The organism is Providencia sp. M-27 (assembly GCF_011077905.1).
GTDB lineage: Bacteria > Pseudomonadota > Gammaproteobacteria > Enterobacterales > Enterobacteriaceae > Providencia > Providencia huaxiensis.
The window spans coordinates 82,039-88,524 of the sequence record NZ_JAALBT010000015.1 but is presented as its reverse complement, the minus strand read 5'-3'; the positions used below and the strand labels follow the sequence as shown (position 1 = coordinate 88,524).

Here is a 6,486-nt window from a genome sequence, read left to right as displayed (position 1 = left end):
GTCACGCTGAAAATGCCGGCCTTTGAATGGGTTCATGTGCAGCTCCATCAGCAAAAGGGGATGATAAGTTTATCACCACCGACTATTTGCAACAGTGCCCAGAAAGCCACCTTTTCCATGACCGTTACACACTGATCCGGAATCGACTGGCTTTGGAAAGCCGGAGGGCAGGCTGATGCGGAGCTTGTTTATTCTTCCGTTTGCTGAGCTTCAACACATTGCGGCATGCGCACTGCGTTACCCGCTCATCTCTCGACGTAGTCTTTTGTGCTGCCTTAGCGTGATGTGCGTTTTCTGCCTTTGCTGGTTCTCTCTGGCCGGGTTTGAGGAAACCTCGTTGACACAGTCAACGCTATTGGGTGTCGGCTATATTTGTGGGGCTACATCCGCTATCGGTTGGGGCTTGAAAACCTCTGAAATGTCACACAATGCTCTGCGTATTGGCTTCGGTGTTTTCGCGATCATTGTTCTCTTGCTGAACATTGCGGATAACGGGTTTATTCGTGCCGTACACCTGCTTGCGGAAGGGCAATTATATTCACAGACCAACCGAGCTTCAGTGATGATGGCGCTGCGGGATATGTTACTGATTAACGCCGCTGCCAGTCTTAGCCCGTATGTCTTTTGGATCGGGTTGATGTGGATTGAGTTTCGCAACTTCCGCCATAATGCAACCTTTCGGACACATGCGCTATTGCGTATGGTCGCCAACTACAAGCTGGTGCTTTATCAGATTTTCATTGTGGCAGGGGCATCGTTGAGCCTGCTCCTATTGACCACCTGGACAGTGTTGCCGTTCATGCTTTCGCCGCTTATGACTGTCTGGGTTGCGCTATTTGTCTTCTTATCCATCTATCGCATTGAAAACGGATCCCCTCCAGAGTTTATCTTGCACGGCATTGCCACTGTAGGGCAGGTGCGCCGATGAAACTACCCTCGTCATTCTGCGCGCGCCTGCGTGTTTTCATTCAACTCGGTAAAGCGATCTGCACGAAAGGAGTGCTGAATATCATGTTTGACTCTCAATCATTTTCACCAATGGCGGATGACGCCAACCACAATCCAATTCCTACTGCGAACGTTTGTTGGCATCCCGTGGGCACCAAGGGGGAAGGGTTACCAAGCACTCCCGGCGTGTATCGCTTCCGTGTCCCGATGGAATCCAAGCCGGAGGAAACAGTTGAATTTCTGGCGCAGTTACGCTGGCGTAAACACGGTGTGCATCACGTCTTGATGCCAACCTTTGAATACGTACTGGACGATGAATTCATCACCTTGCCAGAAGGCACCCACTGGCGTCATCGCATGCCGGGTGATCCGGAAATGTTAGGTGCTACACAATTCCCGATCGCGCCAGAAATGGCAGACGGTGCAGCGGCATGCCCGTTCTGCCACCAACACCCCGTCATTGCCGGTGAAAAAATCAAAGAAGATGACGGCGATCGGTATTACACCCACATCCCCTACAAATTTAACCGATTCTGGTTCACCTGCTGCGAGTGGATAGGCAAAGCCCCGCGCCCAAGCATATCTGCACTGAAGCACGACTGGAGCCAACGTTAAGATGAAATACGCCAACCAGTATCTGGAGAAGAGCGTGCGTCCTCACTGGGCTAACGCCACTTTCACACAAAAAGTCTATCTGACGCTCTTCATGTTGTGGTTCAAAATCATGATGGCGCGAAATGGTGCGAAGCAGCAATATCGAAAACGTGGGTTACTGTCTGTTGCACTCTGGGCCAGTGCCGTCGGGTTTGTTGTGCGGGTCATCACCACTGATGTAGACAGCTGGCATTCACTGGCCGCGTTGTTCCTGTCGTGCATGATGTTATGCCTGATTGCGTTTGCAACACTTTGGACGCTATTCACAGCATTTATTCTACTGTTCAATTACACGTTAAGCTGGTGGGCTGGCTGGGTATATCCCACCAGCCATACCGAAGCTTTCATAACTATAGCGCAGGTGGAAGACGAGAACGCTCGTGCCGCTGCGCAGGCATATATCATGGCGTTTAGCCATCGCACAGTCACCCAGGTCACTATCGCGTTATCAATGATGTTTGCGGCAGATCAGGAGGTCAATGCCCAATGAGTCACTATGCTGACCACATGATTAAACACAACCGACGTTTCGGTACGCATGATGGTGTGGAATGTAGCTTTACCACTTACCTGCCTCACCAGCCTGAGTTCGCTTCGCCTGACAGCAACGATATGACGGAAGCTGAAATTGCCGCGTGCGTTGAAGCCTGGATGAAGTGGCTGCATTGGGAGGTCTATCCCGAAGTACATTTAAAACACCACGGAAAGCGTCCTGATTTTGTTGCCACGAAAGGTCCTTTTGTACAGGTCATTGAGTGCAAAAAAGCGATCGGTTTGCCGGTACTGGAACAAGCTATGGCCTGGTTCTATCCATATCGCAATAACAAGGTAGGCCTTCCCCATCTCATCTATGTGGCCTGTAAGAAGTCGTCTGCCCGCCGAGACTTTCCATTGTTACTCATGCGTCAGTGGGGTATCGGTTTGCTGGAAGTTGAGAAGTCGCCTTCACGAAAACTGCGTTATGACGGAGTCACCGAAAAGATCAGTGAAGCCCATTACTCTCTCAGGGTTCAGCTTGAACCTCGCATGGTTCCTGGCTCTCGTCATCAAGGGAAAATCTTGCGGGCTCAGCTTCACGACGATATGCGGATCGCCGTTGCGGGCACCACAGGCACGGGACAATTTATGACCGACTGGAAACGCACCATGATCCGTATTGAAACGTTGATGGGGGATGGTAAACAAAGGCATGTTGCTGAGATTGTTGACTGGTTAAACGTCAACGGTGGCTATCACTGGGCGAGCCGGAGTAGTGCGGTCAGCGGCATAAACACGTCATTGATGCGCCAAGGCTACGAATGTGAAGCCTATGGTTTTGAAGGTCGCGGCCATCGGTGGAAATTCGTTGAAGGAGTAACCCAAAAGGTCCTGAAAACTTCGTCACCCGAATGACTCGTGATTAACTCTCTACATACGAACTAACACTATCGTTGAGGTATCTCATGACATTTTGGCTGCTCAGTATTATCACACTACTGGTGCAACTCAGTTGGATTGCCATTTCTCCAGACAGCTATCATTCCTGGGCTTATATCCCTTGGATTGCTGCTGATTTGGGCATTGTCGCCTGGTACTTTTTTCGTCCCCATTCTGCGGACGTTTAATGCTGAGCGTCCTGCGTAATTTTTGTATCCTTCATCCGACCACCTGAGAGGTTGCTCATTTGCTAACGTTCATTGCTGCATTGCTGAGCATTACCTGCCTGACATTTTTGGGGCTGTCACTTATGCCTTATTTGTGCAGTCGGGCAGATGGCCTTGTCATGCGCAGGCGTGAAAAAGAGTGGTCATTTCTCTGTGGCTTAATTGCTCTGCTATCCGGCACCGGGGCCTACAAGTTGGCCGCTTACGTTTTTATGATCGGTTAGATGTTTTAAGGGGGTTACAGTGGTTTGGATTTGGGTGGGACTGGGCGCACTTTTTGGCATTATTGAGCTGTTCACATTGACTTTTTTTGGCCTATGGATGGCGCTGGCCGCGATAATTCCAGCAGCTATCACGCTGATTGCTCCTGATGTGAGTTTGCAGTGGCAGATTAGCATTTGGTGCATTGCAACGGTGTGTTGTGCGTTTTTCTGGGTGAAGTTCTCACGCAATAAGCCGAAGCGATACGTGGAAGAACCATTGATCGGCGAGGTCGGTCAATTGGCATTTGCGTTACCGGAAGGTGGGGAAAGTGTGATTTTGCTGACAAAGCCGGTTCAGGGTAACCAGCAATGGCCGTGTAAATCACAAGAGGTGCTGCCACGCGACGCTCGTGTCAGAATTGTGAGTGTTGGTAGTGGTGTTGTTTTAGTCGCCGCAGTGACTGCGGAATAACGTTGATTGGATAGGAAAAAAACATGATTGGACTTATCAGTCTTGCTGTTGTTGTTGTGTTTCTCGGTATCACGCTGTACCAGTGTGTGCGCATCGTGCCTCAGGCGGACCAATGGGTGGTCGAGCGCCTGGGTAAATACCATACGACGTTAAATCCCGGACTGAACATCCTGATCCCGTTTTTGGATAACATCGCCTACCGTATGTCGGCGAAAGATCAGATGATCGAAGTGAAAGGCATTGAAGCCATCACAAAAGATAACGCCATGACGCAGGTTAATGCGATTTGTTTCATTCGCGTCGCAGATCCGAAAAAAGCTGCCTACGGGGTTGATAACTTCAACACCGCCGTGCGTAATCTGGTCATGACCACGATCCGCAACGCCGTTGGTGGGATGGAGCTCGATGAGACGCTGACCAACCGTGACGAACTGGCCGCACGTTTACGTCAGAGTATGGACGTGCAGATGGTTGATTGGGGCCTAAGCCTGCGTACTGTGGATATTCAGGATATTACACCTTCCGACTCAATGCTGAAGTCAATGGAAAAGCAAGCTGCTGCGGTTCGTGAACGCAAAGCGACCGAAGAGCTCGCGGCCGGTAATAAAAATGCTGCCATTATGGAGGCGCAAGGCAAGAAGGAAGCCATGATCCTGGATGCAGAGGCGAAGCAGCAATCGGCTGTTCGCGAAGCTACTGCGCTGGAAACGCTGGCTAATGGGCAATTCAAAGCTTCGTCGAAATTGGCTGAAGCACTCACGATTGAGGGGGGGCGCGAAGCAATGAGTTTCCAGTTAGCGAACAACTATATTGAGACTCTCTCTGTGCTGGCAACCAGCCCTAACGCGAAAGTGGTGGCTATGCCCGCTGATTTGGCGCAAAGCGTTGGTGGTCTCATCAATGCAGGTTCCCTGATGTCTGTCGGTTCTGCTGTGTCCAAATAACCTCAATCGGCCATCACTTTGGTGGCCTTATCAGAAACGAAAGCCCGAGTCTGGTTCTCAAAATCTGTAAAACGAAACACAGACTCTGGCTCTGAAAATGGCGTAACCACATGAATAAATTAATCATTTTACCTCTGGCTTTTTTTCTGGCAGGATGTTCAACCACGTTTGGGTTATCACTTGATGAACGCTACCAATCTGCCTATGAAGAGGTGGTTACGGATCCCAGTTCTGACAACATGACTCGATATATGCAGCTGAGCAAAGAAGTCGCCGAGCGTGACATGCGAAAAGCAACTGCGGCCGCTGAATCTGCAACGCGTGAAAGCGATAAAGGCTTCACTGAATATTTCAAACAATATGGAAGCGAAAGCTTCAAGCGACAAAAAAGATAAGGACTCCCATGACTACACTAACTTCAAATGAATTCAACGCTGGCGCTCTGTGGGCTGCTTATATTTTGATGTCCACGACCCGCGACACCGCCAGTGCGGCTGAAATTTTAAGCCGCATCCCAAACCTTCATTATCTGGCAACACAAACCGCTGAGAAAGAACTCGTGTCGCTACGTGAGTTTGTCCTTAACGAATTGCCTCTGGGAACAGGGCACGGCTTTATCCGCATTGCTTACGGTGCCGAAGGTATCGGTAACGAAATCATTGATCTTCCGGCGAGCGGCGATGTCGATGAGCTGGTTGCAGCGCCTGGCGATACGCTACGATGGGTGGTGTACGGAGTCAGTGCTGACGGCGCTAAGCATGCGCTTATCTCTGCCATCGATATTCCTGATATTGCTCAAAAACATGCTGCGGAATTGGCATCACAACTCCTATAGCAATTGCGCCTCACCAGGGAATGCAATACAGTTAGCCAGCACCACTATTAAATATAAAAAAAGTGTTTTACCTCGTTAGACATAACGATCACCATGCCCGGCTTCCGGGCTTTTTTTATTTTCCTTTCCCTAAGAATGTTTCTGGAAAAGCACCCCATTTTGTCCCCCTTAAAGGTTTGTCATCTGACGCACATCCGTAAAATAAAGATGGTAATTCAGTCAACCATCAATACCAGAAGGATAGTCGTATGGCACAACGTGGTGTTAACAAAGTCATCATTGTCGGGAATCTCGGCCAAGATCCCGAACTCCGTGCAATGCAAAATGGTGGCTCTGTAGCCAATATTTCAATCGCAACATCTGAAACCTGGCGTGACAAGCAGACGGGTGAGCAACGAGAAAAAACAGAGTGGCATCGCGTTGTTTTCTTTGGAAAATTAGCCGATGTTGTTGGTGAGTACCTGCACAAAGGCTCGCAAATATATATCGAAGGACAACTTTCCACGCGTAAGTGGCAAGACCAAAGCGGCACGGATCGCTACACGACTGAGATCGTAGTCAATCCGGCTTCTGGTGGCACTATGCAAATGCTCGGTTCAGCCCCTGCCAGCGGGCAGCAACAGAACCAGCAAAACCCCCGCCAGGCAAATAATCAACCGAATAATGCACCTGGCGGCCAGCAAGGAGGATGGGGTGCTCCGCAACAAAATTCGCAACAGCACAGCCAAGGCGGTTGGGGTGCGCCAAATACCGACGACCCACCATTCTAACATCCACCATCGTTCCG

General features: G+C 50.0%; 10 protein-coding genes. All 10 read left to right on the top strand.

The features are described 5' to 3' along the window. The first annotated feature begins 337 nt into the window (after positions 1–337). The 10 genes from G6Q48_RS22925 (at position 338) to ssb (ending at position 6,469) form a co-directional block, all read left to right on the top strand. Entirely contained in the window at positions 338–928 is a 591-nt protein-coding gene (locus G6Q48_RS22925) for a hypothetical protein (RefSeq protein ID WP_042847373.1), read from the top strand. Beyond that, positions 925–1,563 (top strand): hypothetical protein, encoded by a 639-nt coding sequence (locus G6Q48_RS17985; protein ID WP_113767330.1) that lies wholly within the window; start codon positions 925–927, stop codon positions 1,561–1,563. The genes G6Q48_RS22925 and G6Q48_RS17985 overlap by 4 nt, the downstream gene beginning before the upstream one ends. A gap of 1 nt (position 1,564) precedes the next feature. Further along, positions 1,565–2,092, top strand: a complete 528-nt coding sequence (locus tag G6Q48_RS17980) for a hypothetical protein (protein WP_042847371.1) — start codon at positions 1,565–1,567, stop codon at positions 2,090–2,092. Next, positions 2,089–2,994 carry a hypothetical protein gene (locus G6Q48_RS17975; RefSeq protein WP_042847368.1) on the top strand — a complete coding sequence of 302 codons (906 nt, stop codon included), beginning with the start codon at positions 2,089–2,091 and terminating at the stop codon, positions 2,992–2,994. The genes G6Q48_RS17980 and G6Q48_RS17975 overlap by 4 nt, the downstream gene beginning before the upstream one ends. Before the next feature lie 50 nt (positions 2,995–3,044). Continuing rightward, on the top strand, positions 3,045–3,206 hold the full coding sequence (locus tag G6Q48_RS17970; protein WP_162762211.1) for a hypothetical protein: 162 nt from the start codon (positions 3,045–3,047) through the stop codon (positions 3,204–3,206). 282 nt (positions 3,207–3,488) lie between these two features. Next, on the top strand, positions 3,489–3,920 hold the full coding sequence (locus G6Q48_RS17965) for an NfeD family protein (protein ID WP_042847366.1): 432 nt from the start codon (positions 3,489–3,491) through the stop codon (positions 3,918–3,920). A 23-nt stretch (positions 3,921–3,943) separates the two neighbouring features. Then, positions 3,944–4,864: an SPFH domain-containing protein gene (locus G6Q48_RS17960; protein WP_042847363.1), complete on the top strand. Its 921-nt coding sequence runs from the start codon at positions 3,944–3,946 to the stop codon at positions 4,862–4,864. Between the two features lie 110 nt (positions 4,865–4,974). Continuing rightward, positions 4,975–5,259: a hypothetical protein gene (locus tag G6Q48_RS17955; protein WP_042847360.1), complete on the top strand. Its 285-nt coding sequence runs from the start codon at positions 4,975–4,977 to the stop codon at positions 5,257–5,259. Positions 5,260–5,267: 8 nt separating this feature from the next. Further along, positions 5,268–5,699 carry a hypothetical protein gene (locus tag G6Q48_RS22920; protein ID WP_042847357.1) on the top strand — a complete coding sequence of 144 codons (432 nt, stop codon included), beginning with the start codon at positions 5,268–5,270 and terminating at the stop codon, positions 5,697–5,699. Positions 5,700–5,947: 248 nt separating this feature from the next. Further along, positions 5,948–6,469 carry a single-stranded DNA-binding protein gene (ssb, locus tag G6Q48_RS17945; protein ID WP_052219401.1) on the top strand — a complete coding sequence of 174 codons (522 nt, stop codon included), beginning with the start codon at positions 5,948–5,950 and terminating at the stop codon, positions 6,467–6,469. The last annotated feature ends 17 nt before the right edge of the window (positions 6,470–6,486 follow it).

Excerpts from the sequence above, each read along its gene's own strand:
- G6Q48_RS17970 (WP_162762211.1), top strand. The coding sequence starts at position 3,045 with ATGACATTTTGGCTGCTCAGTATTATCACACTACTGGTGCAACTCAGT.
- G6Q48_RS17975 (WP_042847368.1), top strand. The coding sequence starts at position 2,089 with ATGAGTCACTATGCTGACCACATGATTAAACACAACCGACGTTTCGGT.
- G6Q48_RS17960 (WP_042847363.1), top strand. The coding sequence starts at position 3,944 with ATGATTGGACTTATCAGTCTTGCTGTTGTTGTTGTGTTTCTCGGTATC.
- G6Q48_RS22920 (WP_042847357.1), top strand. The coding sequence starts at position 5,268 with ATGACTACACTAACTTCAAATGAATTCAACGCTGGCGCTCTGTGGGCT.
- ssb (WP_052219401.1), top strand. The coding sequence starts at position 5,948 with ATGGCACAACGTGGTGTTAACAAAGTCATCATTGTCGGGAATCTCGGC.
- G6Q48_RS17980 (WP_042847371.1), top strand. The coding sequence starts at position 1,565 with ATGAAATACGCCAACCAGTATCTGGAGAAGAGCGTGCGTCCTCACTGG.
- G6Q48_RS17985 (WP_113767330.1), top strand. The coding sequence starts at position 925 with ATGAAACTACCCTCGTCATTCTGCGCGCGCCTGCGTGTTTTCATTCAA.
- G6Q48_RS17955 (WP_042847360.1), top strand. The coding sequence starts at position 4,975 with ATGAATAAATTAATCATTTTACCTCTGGCTTTTTTTCTGGCAGGATGT.